At 58.9% G+C, this 20514-nt stretch carries 18 protein-coding genes; 13 read left to right on the top strand and 5 right to left on the bottom strand.

Annotated features, from left to right (window positions below):
• Nucleotides 1–476: 476 nt before the first annotated feature.
• The 4 genes from AC07OV_RS18515 to AC07OV_RS18500 all read right to left on the bottom strand — a co-directional run bounded on the left by AC07OV_RS18515 (nucleotide 477) and on the right by AC07OV_RS18500 (nucleotide 4534).
• Nucleotides 477–1325 (bottom strand): response regulator transcription factor, encoded by an 849-nt coding sequence (locus tag AC07OV_RS18515; RefSeq protein ID WP_176995741.1) that lies wholly within the window; start codon nucleotides 1323–1325, stop codon nucleotides 477–479.
• Nucleotides 1326–1390: 65 nt separating this feature from the next.
• Nucleotides 1391–2809 (bottom strand): aminotransferase, encoded by a 1419-nt coding sequence (locus AC07OV_RS18510; RefSeq protein ID WP_495092739.1) that lies wholly within the window; start codon nucleotides 2807–2809, stop codon nucleotides 1391–1393.
• A 25-nt stretch (nucleotides 2810–2834) separates the two neighbouring features.
• Nucleotides 2835–3935: a polyamine ABC transporter substrate-binding protein gene (locus tag AC07OV_RS18505; protein ID WP_495092738.1), complete on the bottom strand. Its 1101-nt coding sequence runs from the start codon at nucleotides 3933–3935 to the stop codon at nucleotides 2835–2837.
• Nucleotides 3936–4039: 104 nt separating this feature from the next.
• Nucleotides 4040–4534 carry a DUF1543 domain-containing protein gene (locus AC07OV_RS18500; protein ID WP_494998085.1) on the bottom strand — a complete coding sequence of 165 codons (495 nt, stop codon included), beginning with the start codon at nucleotides 4532–4534 and terminating at the stop codon, nucleotides 4040–4042.
• A 106-nt stretch (nucleotides 4535–4640) separates the two neighbouring features.
• On the opposite strand from AC07OV_RS18500, the gene AC07OV_RS18495 reads away from it, so the two are divergent.
• A complete protein-coding gene (locus AC07OV_RS18495; RefSeq protein WP_176995745.1) occupies nucleotides 4641–5462 on the top strand; it encodes an aldo/keto reductase in 822 nt (273 codons plus the stop codon).
• Between the two features lie 52 nt (nucleotides 5463–5514).
• Here the strand turns inward: AC07OV_RS18495 and AC07OV_RS18490 are convergent, their stop codons facing one another.
• On the bottom strand, nucleotides 5515–6030 hold the full coding sequence (locus tag AC07OV_RS18490) for an Hcp family type VI secretion system effector (protein ID WP_495092737.1): 516 nt from the start codon (nucleotides 6028–6030) through the stop codon (nucleotides 5515–5517).
• Between the two features lie 477 nt (nucleotides 6031–6507).
• Here AC07OV_RS18490 and tssA point away from each other — a divergent pair, with 477 nt between their 5' ends.
• Genes tssA through tssK form a run of 12 tightly spaced genes read left to right on the top strand, consistent with a single transcriptional unit; the run spans nucleotide 6508 to nucleotide 20514 of the window.
• Nucleotides 6508–8055: a type VI secretion system protein TssA gene (gene tssA / locus AC07OV_RS18485; RefSeq protein WP_495092736.1), complete on the top strand. Its 1548-nt coding sequence runs from the start codon at nucleotides 6508–6510 to the stop codon at nucleotides 8053–8055.
• A gap of 32 nt (nucleotides 8056–8087) precedes the next feature.
• Entirely contained in the window at nucleotides 8088–8585 is a 498-nt protein-coding gene (gene tssB, locus AC07OV_RS18480; RefSeq protein ID WP_494998083.1) for a type VI secretion system contractile sheath small subunit, read from the top strand.
• Between the two features lie 27 nt (nucleotides 8586–8612).
• Nucleotides 8613–10088 carry a type VI secretion system contractile sheath large subunit gene (gene tssC / locus AC07OV_RS18475; RefSeq protein ID WP_495092735.1) on the top strand — a complete coding sequence of 492 codons (1476 nt, stop codon included), beginning with the start codon at nucleotides 8613–8615 and terminating at the stop codon, nucleotides 10086–10088.
• Entirely contained in the window at nucleotides 10085–10504 is a 420-nt protein-coding gene (gene tssE / locus AC07OV_RS18470) for a type VI secretion system baseplate subunit TssE (RefSeq protein WP_494998081.1), read from the top strand. The genes tssC and tssE overlap by 4 nt, the downstream gene beginning before the upstream one ends.
• Nucleotides 10494–12281, top strand: coding sequence for a type VI secretion system baseplate subunit TssF (gene tssF / locus AC07OV_RS18465; RefSeq protein WP_494998080.1), 1788 nt, complete (start codon nucleotides 10494–10496; stop codon nucleotides 12279–12281). Before tssE ends, tssF begins: the two co-directional genes overlap by 11 nt.
• Nucleotides 12245–13252, top strand: coding sequence for a type VI secretion system baseplate subunit TssG (gene tssG, locus AC07OV_RS18460; RefSeq protein WP_494998079.1), 1008 nt, complete (start codon nucleotides 12245–12247; stop codon nucleotides 13250–13252). The genes tssF and tssG overlap by 37 nt, the downstream gene beginning before the upstream one ends.
• A gap of 12 nt (nucleotides 13253–13264) precedes the next feature.
• The gene (gene tssH / locus AC07OV_RS18455) at nucleotides 13265–15793 is read left to right on the top strand and encodes a type VI secretion system ATPase TssH (RefSeq protein WP_495092734.1); all 2529 of its coding nucleotides are present in this window, start codon (nucleotides 13265–13267) and stop codon (nucleotides 15791–15793) included.
• On the top strand, nucleotides 15790–17310 hold the full coding sequence (locus AC07OV_RS18450) for a sigma-54 interaction domain-containing protein (protein WP_494998077.1): 1521 nt from the start codon (nucleotides 15790–15792) through the stop codon (nucleotides 17308–17310). The genes tssH and AC07OV_RS18450 overlap by 4 nt, the downstream gene beginning before the upstream one ends.
• A 51-nt stretch (nucleotides 17311–17361) precedes the next feature.
• Nucleotides 17362–17493: a type VI secretion protein gene (locus tag AC07OV_RS18445; protein ID WP_176995754.1), complete on the top strand. Its 132-nt coding sequence runs from the start codon at nucleotides 17362–17364 to the stop codon at nucleotides 17491–17493.
• A 15-nt stretch (nucleotides 17494–17508) separates the two neighbouring features.
• Entirely contained in the window at nucleotides 17509–18693 is a 1185-nt protein-coding gene (gene tagH, locus AC07OV_RS18440) for a type VI secretion system-associated FHA domain protein TagH (RefSeq protein ID WP_495092733.1), read from the top strand.
• On the top strand, nucleotides 18690–19184 hold the full coding sequence (gene tssJ / locus AC07OV_RS18435) for a type VI secretion system lipoprotein TssJ (protein WP_494998075.1): 495 nt from the start codon (nucleotides 18690–18692) through the stop codon (nucleotides 19182–19184). The genes tagH and tssJ overlap by 4 nt, the downstream gene beginning before the upstream one ends.
• Nucleotide 19185: 1 nt before the next feature.
• On the top strand, nucleotides 19186–20514 hold the full coding sequence (gene tssK, locus AC07OV_RS18430) for a type VI secretion system baseplate subunit TssK (RefSeq protein WP_495092732.1): 1329 nt from the start codon (nucleotides 19186–19188) through the stop codon (nucleotides 20512–20514).

Raw genomic sequence — 20514 nt, 5'->3', positions numbered from 1 at the left:
GCTCTTGCCCCAACACTCGGCACCTCGCTCACGCTCGGTGTGCCCGTAATCCGACAGTGATTTGGGGGGCCGCCGCCACGCGCCCTCCATGGCGCGGGGCGGCTAAACCGGCATCCCTGCCGGTTTACCCCCCCAAATCCCTGCCGAATTCCGGCCAGCGTGTTTGACGGGGCGCCTAAGATCAAAAGCACAGCGGCCTGACAGCCGGCTGGAGTGGTGTAGAGCAAAAGCAACGGCAAATGCGGTCCACTGTAGGAGCCGGCTTGCCGGCGATGGCATCAACCGGGTATGCCTGATTCACCGAGGTGTCTGCATCGCCGGCAAGCCAGCTCCCACACGTACCTGCTTTTGATCTAACCACTCAGGTCAGCTACTCGGCACCTCGCTTAGGCTCGGTGTGCCTGTAATCCGACAGTGATTGGGGGGGCGCTTGAGATCAAAAGCAAAGCACAGCACAGCAGAGCCGCTTTAGCGGCTCACGCCCGGGCCATGGCGCCGCTGCGGGTCAGCCATTCGATGAACAGCGCGAACAGCTCGGCCTGGGAATTGATTGCCAGCTTGGTGTACAGGTTCTTACGGTGCATGCGCACGGTTTCTGGGGAAATGCCGAGCACTTGGGCGGTGGATTTTACCGAGTGCCCGCGCAGGATCAGGTGGGCGATTTCACGCTCGCGTACGGTGAGCACACCGCTGCCAAAGCCCATGAACGCCGCTTCGATCTGCTGGTGCGCCTGGGTCTGGGTGTACGCCTCGTCACTGATCACCTTGGCCAGCCCGCCGGTGGTGCCAAACCGCCGCAGCAACTCCCGGACGATAGCCTGGGTCGATTGCTGCACCGCCAGTTGTTCCTCGGTGAACTGCCCGGCACTCAGGCCCTGGAACATGCACAGCGAAATCTTGCTCTGGGGGCACAGGTCGACGATGTAGTAACTTTCCTGGGCGCCGCCGCTGCGCAGGTAGTAGGTCTTGTAGTACTCGCTGTTGAAAAAGTCATCCGGGGCAATTTGGGCCAGGTGGTAAAAACCTTCCGCCAAACCCTTGTCTACCGCCAGGCAAAACGGGTCCAGCAGGTAGCCGCGGGAAAAATAGCGGTGGATGATTTCATCCTGATACGCCCGAGGGATGCCTTGCTGATACAGCAGGTGCGGTGGCTGGCCTTGGCGCTCCAGGCTGATCATCATCGATTCGATCGGGGTGAGGGTGCACAGCGCGGCGGCCAGGTGTTCGAGGAATGAGGCTTCATCCACATGGATCAACGCCTGGGCCAGGGCGTGGTGCCAGGTTTGCAGTTGCTGCAGGGTCGGGGCAGGGCTGGCTGTGGTCATGGCAGCCAGTCTACCCGGCTGCCAACGCCCAGGCAAAAACGCCGAGACAGGCTCGGCGTTATGGCTCATCGGCCTTGATACTCGCCGCTTTCGCGCAGTTCAGCGGCCGTATCGAGGATGCACTGGCGCAAAGTCTCCACGATTTCGTCAACCTGGGTACGGGTGATGATCAGCGGCGGCGACATCACGTTCAGGTGGCCGATGGGGCGTACCAGCAAACCTTTGGCCTGGGCGCGCAGGTGGATTTTTTCACCGATGTTGACCGCATCCGGCAGCAAGGCCTTGGTGCGTTTGTCCGCGACGAATTCGATGCACGCCATCAGGCGCTGGCAGCGTATATCCCCCACCAGCGGCAAGTCGGCCAAGGTCTGCAGGCGCTGCTCCAGGTACACGCCAACGTCTTCCACATGGGCCAGCAGTTGTTCGCGCTCGATGATCTCGATGTTTTTCAATGCGGCCACACAGCTGACCGGGTGCCCGCTGTAGGTGAACCCGTGGGTAAAGCAGCGGCCTTTGCCCGGCTCGCCAATGACCTGCCAGATACGGTCGGAGAAAATACACGCACCCAGCGGCAGGTAGCCGGAGGTGAGGCCTTTGGCGGTGGTGATGATATCGGGCTGCATGCCGAACACGTCTTCGGAAGCAAAGAATGCCCCCAGGCGCCCGAACGAAGTGACCACTTCATCGGCGACGTACAGCAAGTCGTAGCGCTGGCAGATTTCCCACATGCGTCGGTGGTAGCCCTTGGGCGGGATGATCACGCCACCGGAGCCCATGATCGGTTCGGCGAAAAACGCCGCCACATTGTCCGCACCAAGGGTCAGGATCTTGTCTTCGAATTCATTCACCAGGAAGTCAAGGAACTCCGCCTCGCTCATCCCCTCCGGCGCCCGGTAGTAGTTGGGGCAGGAGATGTGGTGGAACAGGTCGCTCATGAAGTCGAACTCGGGCGCGCGGTCGGCGGCCTTGTTGCCGATGGACATGGTCAGGAACGTGGAGCCGTGATACGCACTGAAGCGCGAGATGATGTGCTTCTTGGCCGTTTTGCCACGGCTGTTCTGGTAGAACTGCACCAACCGGTAGGCGGTGTCCACAGCGGTGGAACCTCCGGTAGTGAGGAATACGTGGTCCAAGTCACCGGGTGCCAGGCTGGCGAGCTTGGCGCACAGTTCGATGGCCGTGGTGTTGGCCATGTCGCAGAACGGATTGGAGTAGGCCAGTTGGCGCACCTGGTTGGCGATGGCCTCGGCCATTTCCTCGCGGCCCAAGCCGATATTCGTACACCACATGCCGCCCACTGCGTCCAGGTAGCGGTTGCCATGGGTGTCGTAGATGTAGGCGCCGTTACCCACTGCGATATTCAGCGAGCCTTGCTCACGGTGTTCGTCGAACATGTGGAAGCCGTGCATGTAGTGGGCTTTGTCGGCGGCGTCCAGCTTGTCGTGGTCAAACTGGGCGAAAAAAGCAGGATTTGGCAGAGTCATGGCATTTACCTTCAAAGGCTGGGGTTCACTTGCCGGTCTTCACGGCATTCCAGGTACGGGTGATCAGGCGCACGGCAGCTTGGGGTTGGCTTTTTTGCGTGAACAAACGCTGCATCGTCGCCGGATCGGGGTAGATGGCCGGGTTATCGCGAATATCGGCGTTGACCAGCGGCTTGGACGCCAGGTTGCTGTTGGCGTAATGGATGGTGTTGCTGACGCCGGCCATGGTGCTCGGTTGCAACAGAAACTCGATGAACTTATGGGCATTGGCCACATGGGGCGCGTCGGCCGGGATGTAGAAGTTATCGAACCAGATCAGCGAACCTTCCTTGGGAATGAAGTAGTCCAGCTTGACCTTGGCCCCGGCTTCGGTAGCGCGAGCCTGGGAGGTGGCGTAATCGCCCGACCAGGTGGTAGCCAGGCACAGGTCGCCATTGGCCAGGCCGTTGATGAAACCGCTGGAATCGAATTTGCGGATGTAGGGGCGCACCGCCATCAGTACGTCCTGGGCGGCCTTCAGGTCTTTGGGCGTGACACTGTTGGGGTCCAGGCCGAGGTAAGTGAGGGCCAATGGAATCATGTCGGTGGGTGAGTCCATGAAGGTAATGCCGCAGTCGGCAAACCGGGCGATGACCTTGGGGTCGAAGATCATCGCCAGGGACCCGATAGGCGCATCCGGCATGCGTGCCTTGATCATGTCGACGTTATACGTCACGCCGTTGCTGCCCCAGGTATAGGGCGCCGAATAGGTGACGCCCGGATCGTGTGCCTCCAGGCTCTTGAGCACCACGGGGTCAAGATTTTTCCAATCGGGGAGCTGGGTCTTGTCCAGCGGCTGGAACACGTTGCCCTTGATCAACAGCGGCACGAGGGAGGCGTTGAGCAGCGCCAAGTCATAGCCGGAACGCCCGGAGAGTAATTTACCCTGAACGGTTTCGTAGGAATCGTAGGTGTCGTAGGTCACCTTGATGCCCGTGGCCTTTTCGAAGTCGGCCAGGGTGGTGTCGCCGATGTAGTCCGCCCAGTTGTAAATGCGCAAGGTGTTGCCCGGGTCATCCGCGGCGTGGCTCAGGGTTGAAGTGGCCAACAGTGCGGCGCTGAACAGGGCGATAAAGGCTTTATGCATGGGGACCCACCTTGTGTTGTGCTTGTTATCAGGCTGAGGGACTGATTGCACTGTCAGGCAGGTGGGGGGTGTGCGCCATACCCCGTTCGGGTAGGGGAGGCGGTTCAGGGCAGGACGATGTAGTCGTTCTGCCGGATGATCGGCCGGTGTGGGCCTTGCACCAGGTGCAGGTAACGGCCGTCCACCAGGTCGATGGGCAGGCAGTCATCGATATCCATGACGGCGTCAGTGTGCGCCTGGGACCAATGGCGCAGCATTTGTTGCTTGCCCTTGCTCGTTGCCTCCTGTTTGTTGCGAGCCACCACCAGCAGGTAGTGATGAGCCTCGCCAAAGCTGTTCGTCTCGTAGCCTCCAAGGTTGATGAAATACAGGTGATGCGCGCCGGCCTGAGGCGCAAGGTGGCTGAGTTCGACTTTCCAGCCGTCGACGCCATCAACGGCCATCCACGAATCGATATGCACGCCCTTGGGGCTGCCGAACCAGCCATCGCGCAGTTGCGAGTAAGTGCCCTCCAGCGTATCCGCTACGGCGAATACCACATCATGGACTTCGATTCTGGCCCGTGGGTGCTTGCCCCCGAGCATCACGACAAACAGCATGGCAGATTCTTCCTGGCGACTTGGCAGGGGGCAACCATACTGCGATTGAACCCTTTTGTCCGGCCAATGCCACAGTGTTAATCCGCGAACGCATCAGGAGGTTGTCATGCGAACCATTGATCTGGCGGGCTCGCCCGTCCCTGTCATCGGCCAGGGCACCTGGCGCATGGGCGAAAACCCCAGCCAGCAACGTGCTGAAGTCGCCGCGTTGCAACTGGGCATCGACGAGGGCATGACCCTGATTGATACCGCTGAAATGTATGGTGAAGGCGGTGCTGAAACGGTGGTCGGTGAAGCCATTCGCGGTCGCCGCGACCAGGTGTTCCTGGTCAGTAAAATCTACCCGCACAATGCCAGCCACAAGGGCGTGCCCCGTGCCTGCGAGGCGAGTCTCCATCGTTTGGGCACCGATTATATTGATCTCTATCTGTTGCATTGGCGGGGTCAATACCCGCTGGAAGAAACGGTCGACGCGTTCGAGCGCTTGCGTGAGGCCGGCAAGATTGGCCGCTGGGGTGTTTCCAATTTTGATGTGGCAGACCTGCAGGAACTTGCCTCTCCAGCCTGCGCGACCAACCAGGTGCTCTACAACATCGAAGAGCGCGGGATCGAATATGACTTGCTGCCTTGGTGGCAACAACATCACTTGCCATTGATGGCGTACTGCCCGATTGCCCAAGGCGGTGAGTTACTGTCCAGTCCAACACTCAAGCAAATTGCCCGTCGCCATGAAGTGACACCCGCCCAGGTTTCCCTGGCCTGGGTATTGCGTCAGGACGGGGTGATCGCCATCCCCAAGGCCGTAACCCCAGAGCATGTGCGGCTTAACGCAGCTGCCGCCAAGTTAGTGCTTGATGAACACGATCTCGACGCCATCGATCGCGTGTTTGGTGCGCCCAAGCGCAAACACCCACTGGCAATGGTGTAGCCGATAGGCAGGAACGGTGCCGTCCGTGGCGCCGTCCCTGCGTTGTTGCGGCTTAGCCGGCTACAGGGTTACGCCAATCGTCCGAGCCGGAAGTACCGGAGACTTCGTGGGTCCACACGATCTTGCGGTAGGTGAAATATACGTCCTCCAGGTGGGTGAAATGAGCGTTATCCGGGTCCTGACAGTTGGGCATGCGAGACTGGATATCCACGATAGTTGCGCCTTCCAACTCGATCGTGAAGTAGTGCTCCTGGGTACCCGCCGATGAAGTGCGCAGCCACTCCAGTCGACATTTGACCTCTTCGCCACTGGTCAGCGCGCTGAACAGCAGTGGCGATGATTTATCAAACACCTTGCTGATCATCAGCGGCTTGTGGACCCGCTGACCGGTTGGCTGTCCCGATTGCGGGTCGCGGGGGATGATCACCTGGTGGGAATACGCCTGGACCAGGATCTGGTCCTCATGACCCTCCTGGTAAATATTGCCTACCGAGTCCTGGGTGAATGTGCCTGCCGTAATCAAACCCTGTTTTACACCGGTGATTGAAAGGTACGCGGGTGTTGGCATGAGTGGTTTCCTTGCCTGATTGATGAGGTAGTCCCGAACGACGATTGTGCCGGTCGGGTAGTTGGCTATAACAAGAAGCGTGCCTGAAAGTGTGTTGGTCAATAAAATAAGGGGTGTGGCGTTAAAATGTTTTTTATTTGTATGGGTGTTATGTTGATTTTGGGGTTTTAGAGGTTTTTATTTGCGCATGAGTGTGCATTTAGTTGCTCAGTAGTCTATTTGGCCTGGTGTTGAGTGTGTGTCGGTGAATAAAGTGTGTTTTGATTTTTAAGGTGCGCAAAATGCTGCGCATGCCTTGATTTTGTTGATTTGTAGGAAATTACTTAAGTGCGCTTCCGTCGCTTGATGAATGCCGAGTGCGTGGCTAAAGTTTGCGAACTTCGTTATGGGTTTGCGAGGTTTAGAGGGTGAGCTGATTTGCACTATGGGTGCGGTTAGTTGGCCTTGACTGCCTCGAATGGTTATGTGTGATCTTAAATGGTCTATTCAAGTAAGCTTTGTGATTATTATGTTGAGCTCGCACGTCTTCCGTGCTCGCAAATAAGTTTTGTGGGCAGTGATATGCGTTTTTCAACTGAATACGAAGTGCTGGAATTCGAGTTGGATAAAACCCAGTCGATTCATGGTGCCTCTCTGCCCGATTGGATCAAGGTGCTGGAAGTCTGCGAGTGCCTGTTGCGTCAGCACTCCAAAGACCTTCGGGTAGCGGCGTGGCTGACATGGGCATTGCACCAGCGTGAATCCTTTCCAGGCCTGCTGGCTGGTCTGGGGTTGATGCGCTACCTCTGCGAGCATCACTGGGCGCAGGTTTTTCCGAAAAAGCCGCGTACCCGCGGCGCTGTTCTCGGCTGGTTGGTATTGCGCCTGGAACCATTGTTTGCGCAAAGCCTGCCACTTCAGGATCAGCAACCGTTGTTTCAAAGCGTGTTGGAGCATCTCGCGTGCCTTGATGATCTCTGGACCCGGCAGTTGGGGGATGAAGCCCCATCATTGCTGCCCATGCGCCGACAGTTGGCGCAGAAACTGGAGCATGCAGAGCAGCAGGGCGACACCCCGTCGACCGTTCCTGTTGCCCCGGCCAAGCAGGCTGTGACTCAGCCGTTCAGTATCGAACCTGTGATAGATAACGAAAAAGATGCTCACAAATGGCTGCGCGCATTGCAGGAGCAGGCGCGGCCGCTGAGCGCGTGGTGGCAGCGTCAAAATGCGGGCGACCTGCGTGCACAGCGCCTCAATCGAACATTGGTCTGGCTGGCGCTTACGCGTTGCCCGGACGCTGACAGCGAGCGGATTACCGCGCTCCGAGGTCCGGCACCCGACAAGCTTACGCATTACCAGGAGCGCTTTGTCCAAGGGCATTACGCGGATCTGTTGATTGAACTGGAGACGAGCCTGGCCGGGTCTATGTTCTGGTTCGATGGCGTGCGAATCGCCTGGGAGTGCCTGCAAGCCTTGCACGCCGATCTGGCGATGACCGAACTGGAGGTCAGCTTCGCCTTGTTGCTGCAGCGGTTGCCAACCCTGCCTGAGTTTCGGTTTCACGACGGCACGCCGTTTGCGGATGCCGCCACTCGCGACTGGATCTCGCTCCAGGTCAATCGACATCTTCAAGCTCCCGAGCCTCCGGGCGTGCAGGTTGAAGCGAGGGCCGAACCCTGGGAGTCGGCCCTGCAGGCAGTCATGCCCAGGCTACGCAAGGAGGGGCTTAAAGTCGCCGTGAGTGAACTCAAGCAAGGCTTGCATGCAGCTCGTAGCGAGCGTGCGCGATTTCATTGGCGGTTGGCCATGGCACGCCTGTGTGTGTTGGCCGGCAAGCAGGAGCTGGCGAAGGTCCAGCTGGAACAGCTGGATGATGAATTGCAGCAAGCGGGTATAGACCGCTGGGAGCCCGAACTGGCCCTCCAGGTGGCGCAACTCTTGTACCGCTGTTGTGAACAGTTGCCACAAAGCCACGCTGTGCGTGAACGCAAGGAAGACACTCACCGAAAACTATGCCGCTTCGATCTCGAAGCGGTACTTGAATAGGTTTTCGACTCACTCGAAAAAGGAGAACGACCGTGGCCAAAGAAGGTTCGGTAGCACCCAAGGAACGTATCAATATTACTTTCAAACCCGCAGTGGGAGGTGCGCAGGAAGAAGTCGAACTGCCACTGAAACTGTTGGTGCTGGGTGACTTCACCCAGCGTGAGGACCTGCGCAAGCTCGAAGACCGCAAGCCCATCGGCATCGACAAGAACACCCTCGACGACGTACTGGCCAAGCAGGCGTTGGCACTGACCCTGAGCGTACCCAATCGGCTCCAGGAGTCGGCTGAGGTTGAGGAGCTGGCCATTCAGGTGCGGATCAATTCCATGAAGGACTTCAACCCCGCGAGCCTGGTGGAGCAGATCCCCGAATTGCAAAAGCTGATGGCGCTGCGCGATGCGTTGATGGCGTTGAAAGGGCCCCTGGGTAATACACCCAGTTTTCGTAGAGCCATTGAGCAGGCGCTGGCCGATGACGAGTCCCGCGCCCGGGTACTGGCAGAACTGGGCTTGAACAACCCCACGGCCTGACATTTTCAGTAAAAGGACACTGATGCCATGACTACCCAGCAAAACCCATTACCGACTCAAGCAGCAGGCGAGCACAGCATTCTCGACAACATCATCGCCCAGACCCTGCTGAGTGCCGACGACGAGGCGTATAGCATCGCCAAACGAGGTATCTCGGCCTTTATCGAGGAGTTGGTCAAGCCACAGAACAAGGACGAACCGGTCAAGAAGCGCCTGGTTGACCGCATGATCGCCGAGATCGACACCAAGCTCAGCCTGCAAATGGATGAAATTCTTCACCACCCCGATTTCCAGGCCCTCGAAGCATCATGGCGGGGGCTGCAATTGCTGGTCGACCGCACCGACTTTCGTGAAAACATCAAGATCGAGCTCCTGAATGTCTCGCGCCAAGACCTTCTTGACGACTTCGAAGACTCGCCAGAAGTCAGTCAATCCGGGCTCTACAAACATATCTACAGCGCAGAATACGGTCAGTTTGGTGGCCAGCCCGTCGGAGCCGTTATTGCCAACTACTTCCTCTCGCCGAGTGCGCCGGATGTGAAGCTGATGCAGTACGCCGCCAGTGTTGCCTGTATGGCTCACGCGCCTTTCATCGCTTCGGCCGGGCCTGGCTTCTTCGGCTTGGAAAGCTTCAACGGACTGCCTGATCTGAAAGATCTCAAGGATCACTTCGAAGGCCCGCAATTTGCCAAATGGCAAAGTTTTCGCCAAAGCGAGGATTCCCGCTACATAGGGCTGACTGTGCCCCGGTTCTTGCTGAGGACGCCTTACGACCCGCTGGAGTGTCCGGTCAAGACCTTCACCTATCAGGAAAACGTGGTCAACAGCCACGAACATTACCTGTGGGGAAATACGGCCTACGCGTTTGCCACCCGACTCACTGACAGCTTCGCCAAATTCCGCTGGTGTCCAAATATCATCGGCCCGCAAAGCGGTGGAACTGTGGAGGACCTGCCGCTGCATCACTTCCATAGCATGGGTGAAATCGAAACCAAGATACCGACGGAAGTGCTGGTCTCTGATCGCCGAGAATATGAGCTGGCTCAAGAGGGGTTTATCGCCCTGACCATGCGCAAGGGCAGTGACAACGCCGCCTTTTTTTCTGCCAGTTCCGTACAGAAGCCGAAGAATTTCGGCATCAGTGCCGAGGGCAAGGCGGCTGAGCTGAACTACCGCCTGGGCACGCAGTTGCCCTACATGATGGTGGTTAATCGCCTGGCCCATTACCTAAAGGTCTTGCAGCGCGAGCAGCTAGGTTCATGGAAAGAGCGCACCGACCTGGAGCTGGAACTCAACAAGTGGATCCGTCAATACGTTGCGGATCAAGAGAACCCCAGCGCCGAAGTTCGTGGGCGACGTCCGTTGAGGGCTGCGCGGGTTGTCGTGAGTGATGTCGAAGGAGAGCCGGGTTGGTACCGCGTCAACCTCAGTGTGCGCCCGCACTTCAAGTACATGGGGGCTGACTTCACGCTGTCCCTGGTCGGCAAGCTCGACAAAGAATGAGCAGGGGTCAGGGACTGTCCGAGCATCGCAGCCTCTTCGAGCGGCTTGAAGGGCAAACGTCAAGTCGGACCAGCAGCGCGGCGTCTGTTGCCGCCCATTTGGGGAAGATGCTCAGTACCCGCGCGGGCAGCGTTCTTACGCTGCCCGATTATGGGCTGCCCGACCTCAACGACATGCGCTTGAGCCTGCATGAATCGCTGACTCAGTCGCGCCTGTCGATCGAGCGATTTATCCAGGCATATGAACCGCGCTTGGTGAATGTGCGTGTCAGGGGGTTGCCCGGTGAAAGTGATCCTTTGTCCCTGGCATTTCGTATTGATGCCGCGTTGCTTGTTGCGGGTGTCATGCAGCCGGTTGCATTCAGTGCGCGCTTGATGGGTGCAGGACAGGTCGAGGTATTGCCTGATGTCCTTTAATCGTTTTTACCAAAGTGAGCTGAGCGCCTTACGGCAGCTCGGGCGGCGTTTTTCGGAGCGCAATCCCGCCTTGGCGCCGTTTCTCGCCGAGGCGGGCCAAGACCCCGATGTCGAGCGGCTGCTGGAAGGCTTTGCGTTCCTGACCGGGCGCTTGCGGCAGAAGCTTGCCGACGAGCTTCCCGAGTTGACTCACTCGATGATGCATCTGTTGTGGCCCAACTACATGCGGCCATTACCGTCTTTCAGCATCCTGCAGTTTGCACCTTTGCAGCACGCGAGCACTCCTGTGCTTGTTGAGCGGGACACATCGGTGGAAAGCGTGGCAATCAATGGCGAACGTTGCCGCTTTCGCACGTGCTATGCAACCCAGGTCCTGCCACTGCAACTGAGCGGCCTGGAATATCGCGCCATGGAAGGCCGGGCATTGCTGAACCTGCGCCTGGAAATGAGCGCCGAGGGCAATTTCAGCGAATGGACCTTCAGCCAGTTGCGCTTGCACCTGGCGGGCGATCGGTATGTCGGCCAAGGGTTATACCTGAGTTTGTTGCGCCATCTGGAGGGTATCGAGGTGTTGCTTTTCGATCAGGAAGGACGCCCGGTTAACGGGCCTGACGGGCAGTTGCCATCGTTGCGGCTGGGCGCCAGTCAGGTTCAGCCGGCAGGGTTTGATGACGATCAAGCGTTGATTCCGTACCCGATGAATACCTTCAAAGGGTATCGCCATTTGCAGGAGTACTTTGCGTTTCCGGAGAAGTACCTGTTTGTCGATGTGTGTGGGCTTGATGTATTGCAGACACTGCCCAGCACTGTGCTCAAACAAGCGCGCCACATGGAGCTGCGTTTCGAACTCCGCACGCGGGAGCATGAGCCATCCCCCCCGAACCTGGACAACGTGAAGCTGTATTGCACACCCATCGTCAACCTGTTCAAACATGATGCGGTGCCGATTCGGCTGGACGGCAAAAGGGACGAATACCTGCTGGTGCCGGCAGAGTTCGAAAGGGGCAATGCGGCGGTATTTTCCATCGACAGCGTCACCGGCTGGTGCCCTGGCGGGCTGGGTCATCGGACCTACGTCCCGTTTGAAACCTTTGAACATGACGGGGATGGCGGTGCCAACTCAAAAGCGCCCAGCTACAGCATTCGTCAACGCTCATCGGTACAGCACGGCGGGTTGGACACCTGGCTGAGTTTCGGCGCTGGACTGGCCCAGGACCAGGAGACGCTTTCGGTTGAATTGACGTGCACGAACAACAATCTGCCGCGGCAATTGCAGGTAGGGGATATCAACCAGCCGTGCGAAGAGACGCCGGAGTTTCTGTCGTTTCGCAATATCTGTGTGCCAACACCCAGTTTCAGTCCCCCTCTGGACCAGGACTTTCTCTGGAAACTGATTAGCAACCTGTCGCTCAACTACCTGTCGTTGACCGATATCAGTGCCTTGAAAGTCACCCTGGAAAACTACGACATACCCCGATACCACGACAGACAAGCGCAGGTCATCAGCCAACGAAGGCTGGGGGCGTTGCGATCCATTCGTCATGAAACGGTCGACCGGTTGTACCGCGGGTTGCCAGTGCGTGGTTTGCGGATCGACTTGAGCATTGACCCCCAGGGCTTCACTGGTCAAGGCGATCTGTTTGTATTCGCCTCTGCGCTCAATGAGTTTTTTGCCCTCTATTCCAGCCTGAATTCGTACCACGAAATGCGGGTCATCAGCACACAAGGAGACGTGTACCTATGGCCACCCCGGAAGGGCCAGCAGCCCCTGCTTTAAACGAGTTATCCCGCGTCATCCGTGAGCACTCGCTATTTCAAGCAGTTCTGCAGGTGATTGAGCACCTGCGCCATGCTCATCCGCAGCTGGATGACGACGCACTGTATGACCTTGTTGAGTTTCAGGCGAACCCGGGTTTTGGGTTTCCGGGGCATGACATCGACCGAGCGGAGTTTTTTGTAGAGCGCGGTCAATTGCGAGCGCGCCTTCGCCTCAATGTACTCGGCTTGCACGGCGCCGGTTCGCCATTACCGGCGTTTTATGCCGAGCAGGCTGCAACTGAACATGTAGGAGGAAACACTGCCCGGGACTTCCTGGATGTTTTTCACCATCGCCTGCAGCGGTTGATGTTGCCGATCTGGCGCAAGTACCGCTACCGCATGTGCTTTCGCGACGGCGCCAGCGATGCCTTTTCCGAGCAGATGTTCTCACTGGTCGGTCTGGGAGGGCGGCAGGTTCGCGAAGCCGCGCGGCTGGATTGCACTCGGCTGCTGCCTTATCTGGGGCTGCTGAGTTTGCGGGCGCATTCAGCCTCACTGGTCGAGACCGTGCTTCGGTACTACTTCAAGTACCGCCTTGTGTTTATCGAGCAATGGGTAGAGCGCTCGGTGGTCATCACCCATCAGCAACGTAATCGGCTGGGCGCAGACAACAGCAGGCTGGGGGAGGACCTCGTACTGGGGCATCGAGTCATCGATCGCAGCGGCAAGTTCAGGGTGCATCTGCAGGCGCTGTCCTGGCAGCGTTTTCATGACTTCTTGACGACGGGCAGCAGTTATCAGCCGCTGTGCGCACTGGTTCGCCTCAGCGTTCGAGCCCCCCTGGAATATGACCTGCGCCTGGAATTGGCAGCAGGGGAAGCAAAGCCACTGCACATCGGTGAACGCAATGTCTGTGGCCTGGGCTGGACCAGTTGGCTGGGACATGAACGCGCTGATGGCGTGCTCACGCTTGGCAGCAACTCTCATTAGGGACTGATGATTATGATGAATGTAGATCTACAGCAATTGATCCAAACGCTGACCACCGACACTCGCCGCGACCTTGAACGTGCTGCCGAGCGCTGCGTGGCGCGGGGCGGCAAAGAAGTATTGGTAGAAGATGTATTGATGACGCTGCTGGAATATCCCGACGGTTTGTTGGCAAAGGCGCTGAAGGATGCGGATATCGAAGTCGGCACGCTGCAGGCAACGTTGCAACTCAAGGCAGATCAAGGCGCGACGCATAACCCCGTGTTCGCCCAGGCGCTCGTCCATTGGTTGCAGCAAGCGTTGATGGTCGCGCACCTTGAACTGGGGCAGGTCGAGGTGGATCCCGCGGCACTGATATTGGCTCTCCTGCATCACCCGCTGCAGCATGCGGGCAGTGGGTATCAACAGATTTTGAGTCGACTGGATGCTCACCGTGTGCGCGAGTTTGTGCAAAGCCAGGCAGCACAACGTATTCCTCGACGCTCCGAGGCGTCGTTGCTGGAACGCTTTACCCATGACCTCACACGCCAGGCCCGCGAAGGGCGCATTGACCCTGTGCTGTGTCGGGACAGTGAAATCCGCCAGTTGATCGACATCCTCGTGCGTCGTCGCAAGAACAACCCGATCCTCGTAGGTGAGGCCGGGGTTGGCAAGACGGCCGTTGTCGAAGGCCTGGCCCTGCAAGTGGTTGCCTCACAAGTCCCCGGGCCGCTCAAGGATGTGCGCATCCTGACGCTGGACATGGGCCTGCTGCAGGCCGGTGCCAGCATCAAGGGCGAGTTCGAACGTAGACTCAAAGGTGTGCTCGACGAGGTGAGTGCCAGCGCTCAACCCGTGATCCTGTTTATCGATGAGGCACATACCCTGGTGGGGGCAGGGGCCCAAGTGGGGGGGAGCGATGCGGCCAACCTGCTCAAGCCGGCCCTGGCCCGCGGGCAACTGCGCACCATCGCGGCGACCACATGGTCAGAATACAAAAAATACTTTGAAAAAGACCCGGCGCTGGCACGGCGCTTTCAACCGGTGGTGGTGGGGGAGCCGAGTGTGGAAGCCGCTGTGTCGATCTTGCGTGGGCTGGTTCCGGTTTATGAGGCCGGCCATGGGGTGTATGTGCGCGATGACGCGGTCGTGGCGGCGGCGCAGCTGAGTGCTCGCTACCTCGCTGGGCGGCAGTTGCCGGACAAAGCCGTGGATGTGTTGGACACCGCGTGTGCACGGGTTCGTATCAGCCTCGCAGCGGCGCCCGAGGCGTTGCAACGCCTGCGATCCGAGCTGGCCGAAGGCACGCGTCAGCGCGTTGCGATCTCGCGGGATCTTGACGCGGGCCTGGCCATTGACGAACCGGCTTTGCAAGCCTTGAACGTGCGACTGAACGCCTTGGAACTTGAGTGCCAGCGACTGGAAGGTTGCTGGGTCGAACAAAAGAGTCTGGCAGAGCAGGCCATTTCCGAACGCCGACAGCGTCTTGAGGGCGAGTGTGTCGAGGGCGCCCGGCAAGTGCCTGCTTGCGATGAACCACGGTTGGTCAGCCACGAGGTATGCCCTCGACTGGTGGCACAGGTTATTAGCGCCTGGACCGGTATTCCGATCGAGCAGCTGGCGTTTGACAGCAGTGAACGGATTCTCGGTTTCGCCGATGCGCTGCGCAAACGCATCCTCGGGCAGGAGCAGGCAGTGATCGCGCTTGATCGAAACTTGCGTGCCGTTGCTGCGGGGCTCAACGCACCGGGTGCGCCTGTGGGGGTGTTTTTGCTGGTGGGCCCTAGTGGTGTGGGCAAGACCGAAACAGCCCTGGCACTGGCGGACCTGCTGTATGGCGGTGAGCGGTTTGTGACCACGTTGAACATGTCGGAATACCAGGAGAAGCACTCCCTGTCGCGGTTGATCGGCGCCCCGGCGGGTTATATCGGTTTTGGTGAGGGCGGGGTACTGACGGAAGCCGTGCGCCGACGGCCTTACTCGGTGCTCTTGCTGGACGAAGTGGAGAAGGCCGACCCGGAAGTGCTCAACCTGTTTTACCAGGTCTTTGACAGAGGCTTGGCTAACGATGGCGAAGGCCGGGAAATCGATTTTCGCAATACACTGATCCTGATGACGTCCAACCTGGGGAGTGACGCCATCACCGCACTCTGCGCGAATGGCCAGCGCCCTGATCCGCAGGTTCTGCAAGAAGCCATTCATCCTGTGTTGCGTGCTCACTTCAAGCCAGCGTTGCTCGCTCGGATGCGGGTTGTACCCTATTACCCCCTTGCCAGTGAAAGGCTGGAGGGCGTGGTGCGACTCAAGCTGGAACGGCTTGGGCACCGCTTGCAGCAACGCAGGCTGACACTGAGCTTCACCTGCGAGTTGGTCGCGCACATGACCGATCGTTGCCTGCACAGCGACAGTGGCGCCAGGCATATTGACCAATGGATCGAGCTGAACCTGCTGCCTCAGGTGGTCGACAGGCTGCTCGACGCAATGGCGGTTGGCGAACCCTTCTCACGGGTTCACGCAACGCTGAACGACGCCGGCCAGCCAGTCTGCGAGTTCAGCCAATGACGAACAATCTGTTGGATCAGCTACCTCAGCCGCTGGTGTATGCCGAGCGTTTGTTGGGTTGGTATACCCGTTTGGGGGCTGACGATGATGCGTCGTCGTTGCTCGAACTGTGTGTGGCCGCCGTCGCACAGCTAAGCGATTGCGAACTCTGCCAGCTCTATGAACGAGATGAAACGACGGGGCGGCTCGGGCTGATCGCCCAGCATATCCCTGGCTCATCGCCCACGCAGGCGGGTGAGGATTTTCAGAATGAGCAACTCCTGCACTACGTGGTGAATCAGCGTTGTGCCCTGAACCTTGATGAGTTGTGCGGCAGTGTCTATGACAGCGGTTTTCTGCCGGCCGCGAGCACACCGTGGCGCTCACTGGCCTGCCTGCCACTGTTCAATCGGTATAAGGCGATCTGTGGTGTGTTGCTGTACGCAAGCCAACGCGCGATGCCGTTGCAAGGCTTCGCAGCGTCGCTGGGGCAACTGGGCAGTTTCGTTCTCAACCAATGGGGCTCGCGTATTGCTCGGCCAGGGCAAGCCGCAATGGGGCACAAACGCGACACGTCCCTCAGGGGGGCTTATGGCTTGATCGGCAACAGCACGGCGATGGACGAAACCTGTCGCTTGATGGGCAAGGTATTACTGACGCCTTATACCGTATTGTTGCGCGGTGAAACGGGCACCGGCAAGGAGGTCGTGGCACGCGCCATCCACCGCGCCGGCCCGCGTGGGGCTCAACCGTTTGTGGTGCAGAACTGCGCGGCGTTTCCCGAAGGTTTGCTCGAGAGTGAGCTTTTCGGTTATCGCAAAGGCGCGTTTACCGGCGCCGAGCGTAACTATGCAGGCCTGTTTGATGCCGCCCACGGGGGCACGCTGCTGCTGGATGAAATTGGCGATATGCCGCTCTCCCTTCAGGCCAAGTTGCTGAGAGTGTTGCAGGAGGGCGAAATTCGCCCGCTGGGTGCCAGCACCGCCCACAAGGTTGACGTGCGCATCATCGCAGCCACCCACCGTGACCTCGCAGCGATGGTGGCCGAGGGCAGTTTTCGTGAGGACCTCTATTATCGCCTCGCGCAATTTCCCATCGAGCTACCGGCATTGCGCGACAGGGACGGGGATGTCCTGCTGTTGGCGCGCCACTTCGCTGAGCAGGCCTGCTCCTCCCTGGAAAAGCCCCCCGTGAGCTGGTCCAGCGCGGCGCTTGATCAACTCTCCAGCCATGGGTTCCCCGGCAATGTGCGCGAGCTCAAATGCCTGGTGGAGCGTGCGGTGTTGCTGTGCGATGACGGAGTGATCCTGCCGGAGCATCTCTCGCTGTCGCCCGCACCTGCTATTGCAGCGGTTGAGTCAACGTTGCGCCAACGCCTGGAACGGGTCGAGCGGGTATTCCTGATTGATTGCCTGCACAAGAACCGTGGCAATCGCACGCGCACCGCACGCGAGCTTGGTGTTGCCCGACGTACGCTGCTCTATCGCCTTGCACGTCTGAACATCCCTTTCGGCGACGCACGGGGGAATGCTGAATGAACCCCCTACGTTCACTGCACGTTGCCGACTTACCTTTCTGGAAGAGACCCGATGCCTGATCGTCCATGGCAGGCCTTGATGCTTGCACTGTGCTTGCTGAGCGGCTGTAACGCCAATTACGTGTTTGATGATGCCGACTATCGTCCTTTGGGTGACCCCCACGCGACGCGTCGCGGCCAATGAGAGGGGAGACCTGCCATGCAACTCGTCTTTGAACTGTGCGTTGCCGATGCCGGCCAGACGCCCGAACGCAAGGTGTTTGACAGCACTGGTGGTGTGATCGGGCGCGGGGCTACTTGCGACTGGGTTATCCCGGACGCCAGCCGCTTGCTGTCCAGCCATCATGGCTTGGTCAGCTACCGTGACGTGCAGTATTTCCTGACCGATATCAGTAGCAATGGAATCCGTTCGACAGGCAACGACACACCACTGCCCAAGGGCCAGGCCCATCTGATCGGGGAGGGCGAAGTGTTCCAGCTGGGCGCGCTGTCGATACGTGCCCGGCTGGTCGCGAATGCTGCACCTCATAGCAAGGCATCCTCCGCTTTCGCAGGGATCATCCCTGACGATGCCTACTTGAATTCAGTCGATCGTTTGGTACTCGCACCGCTGCACGACGCAATGTCGGAGGAACTGAGTGGGATGAACGAGGCTGTCGAAGCCCATGTGCCGTGGACGGGACATAACGCTGTGGAGCGTGATCACCTGGTTGTGCCTACCCGGGCTGCGCCCCGTGCAGAAGCGCCTCCATTGGAGCTTTGCACAGCTAACGCATCCATCAATCAGGATCAGGCGTTCTGGACGCAATTCGCCGAGGCGCTGGGGGTGAGCTTGGATACGCTTGATGCACCAGCCCGCGAAGCGCTGGCGATCAAGGCAGCGAACCTGCTCAGGCAGTCTGTGGACGGGTTGCAGCAAAGCCTGCGCACTCACGAAGAGTTGAAAAGCGAATTCAACCTGGGGCAGGCCGGTCGCTGGGTCAAAAGCCAGAACCCGCTGAGAGACAGTATGGGGGCCCATGACGCGCTCCGCGCATTGCTGGGCACCGGAGAGTTGGGCCAGTTGTCCGCCGAATTGGCCATTGCTCACGTATGCCGGGATATCCAGGTGCATCAGGTCGCCGTACTGGTGGCCTGCCGAACCGCGATGCGTAACGCACTGGCGGCATTCTCGCCGGGGCACCTGCAGCTGTGTTTCGAGCGTGAGGGCAAGCCGCCCAGGTTTGCTGTGGATGGGGCGTATTGGCGTGCCTATCGACGCCACTACCAGCAACGGATCGAAGAAGACGGCTCTGGCGAGCGCCAGTTGCAAGCGGACTTCGCCAGGGCCTACGACGATCAGGTACGCCTGGTCTCCACTCTGTACGCGGGACATTCAGGATGACGTTCACGAAGCGAGTCGCGGTTGTTTCTATACCGGCCGTGCTGGGCCTGATGGTGGGGTGCAGCAGCCTTTCGCCCTTTTCGACGGTGACCAAACTGGACCTGACACTGACTGCCAGTGAGCAGGTCAACCCGGATCTTCACGGGCGTCCCTCCCCAGTGGTGGTGCAACTGCTTGAGCTGACCCATCCGGTGGCGTTCGAGCATGCGGATTTTTTCAGCCTTTACGGGCGTGGGGAAAAGGCGCTGCCCAAGGATTGGGTGAGCAGCGAGGAGCTGGAATTGCGCCCAGGGGAACACCAGGTATTAAAACTCAGCGTCGAGCCGCAGAGCCGCTACATCGGGGTGTTGGCGGCTTATCGTGACCTGCCTCATGTGCAATGGCGGTTTGTGGTGCCCTTGGCCCAACGGCAACACACTCATAGCCACTTGCTGCTCGACCAGGCAGGGATACGCGCCGTGAGCCCGAACATTGGCCAGGGGGAGAATTAACATGCAGGCTCATAAAGTTATCTGGCGCGAGGGTATGCTGTTGCGGCCCCAGCACCTGCAACACAGCGATCGTTACTACGACCAGCAACTCAACCGTACACGCTTGCTCGATAGCGATGCCTGGGGCTTTCTGACCCTGGGTATCGACCTGCAGTACCTCAATCTGGGCAAGGTGGTGGTCCATCAGGCCAGCGGAGTGTTGCCGGACGGCAGCCTGTTTGAGCTGGGTACGACGATGGAACCGTTGGTACTGGACATTCCAGCCAACTGCGCAAGCCAGGGCATTTACCTGGCCTTGACGCTGGCAACCGGCAACAGGGTTGAGACCCGTACACGGAATCAGTCCGATGTGGTCGCTCGTTACATCGCCTGCGAAACAGAGGTCAGTGATTCAAATGACGGCCCCGATTCGCGCTGCCGGATAGATTGCGCGCACCCGGACCTGCGCCTGTTGCTTGGTGAGCAGCACAGCGATCACACCTTCGTGAAACTCAAGATTGCCCAGGTGTTGGATTCCAGCACAGGTGGCAGTGTCAACCTGGATGCCGATTTTTCCCCGACGTTCCTCTACCTCCAGGGTTCGCAGTATGTGTTGTCCTGCCTCAAGGAAGTGATCAGCCTGCTGGCCAGCCGAGGTGATGCGATTGCCGAGCGGATCTGTGGCAGCGGCGTCGCAGCCAGCACGCAGGTGGGGGATTTCCTGATGTTGCAGCTGATCAACCGCACAGAGCCCGTATTGCGCCACTTCCTTGCCCAGGCGCAAGTGCGCCCGGAACTGCTTTACCGTTACCTGCTGTCGATCCTGGGTGAGTTGTCCACCTATGCGGGTGAAAACAAACGTGCACCTTTGGACATGTACTACCAGCACGATGACCAAGGCGCGAGTTTTCGCGCGCTGATGGGCGGGATGCGGGCCGCACTGTCGGTTGTGCTGGAACAGCACGCTATCGAGCTGATCCTGCAGAGACGCCAATACGGGGTAATGGTGTGCCCGATCAGTGATATCAAGCTGTTGGGTACTGCAACGTTCATCTTGGCTGCAGAGGCCCAGTGCGATGGGGACGGGCTTCGGTATCGATTGCCGGCCCATCTGAAGATTGGTCCCGTGGAGCGCATACGTGAGTTGGTCAACCTGCAATTGACGGGCATCAAGGTCAGGCCACTGCCCGTTGCGCCACGGCAGATTCCGTTTCACGCAGGCAAGACCTATTTCATGCTCGAACTCACTGCAACGGATGTCTCGCAGTTGGAGCAGTCGGGCGGCTTTGCCTTCCATGTGAGCGGCGAATTTTCCGAGTTGGAGCTCAACTTCTGGGCCATCAGGAACTGA

The sequence above is a fragment of the Pseudomonas sp. GW821-FHT09A09 genome, from assembly GCF_059418405.1.
Note: the sequence above shows the minus strand (reverse complement) of the source record. Positions and strands in the feature narration are given on the sequence as shown.